The sequence below is a fragment of the Pseudomonas sp. 05N36 genome, assembly GCF_056397385.1.
Genome location: NZ_JBFTNH010000060.1, coordinates 1 through 599, shown reverse-complemented (window position 1 = coordinate 599; position 599 = coordinate 1). Strand labels below are relative to the sequence as shown.

At 23.2% G+C, this 599-nt stretch carries 1 protein-coding gene; it reads left to right on the top strand.

Annotated elements, in window-relative coordinates:
• Nucleotides 1-529: RepB family plasmid replication initiator protein (locus tag AC1DIH_RS28145; protein WP_477774090.1), on the top strand; the 529-nt coding region annotated here is incomplete at its 5' end.
• Nucleotides 530-599 lie beyond the last annotated feature (70 nt).

Genomic DNA, 599 nt, shown 5'->3' with positions numbered 1-599 from the left:
GGATACGAGAAAAGTAATTATTCCTTTTGAAGAATTAAAATATTTAAGTAACTACTATACACGTTCTCAAGAACGTTTTATTAATGATTTAGAGCACGTATACGATAAAATGTTGAATCTAACATATGTGGAGCGTAATGATAGGTCTTTTGAAAAATTTGTTTTATTTACTTCATACAAAGTAGATTTAGACGAAGAATGTTTATCTATTAGTGTTAATCCTGATTTAAAACATATTTTAAATTCTATAACAGCTGATTTTACGAAATTTGAATTAAAAGAAATGACCCATCTTAAATCTACTTACGCTAAAAATATGTTTAGATTGCTTAAACAATATAAACATACTGGTTATATAAAAATAAATATAGCTGATTTTAAAAATCGTCTAGATATACCTAAAACTTATCAGATGAATGATATAACCAAACGTGTATTAAAGCCAATAATTAATGAACTTTCTTCAATTTTTAATAATCTTAATATCAATAAAATTAAAGCAAAAAAAGGACGTAAAATAAGCCAATAATTAATGAACTTTCTTCAATTTTTAATAATCTTAATATCAATAAAATTAAAGCAAAAAAAGGACGTAAAAT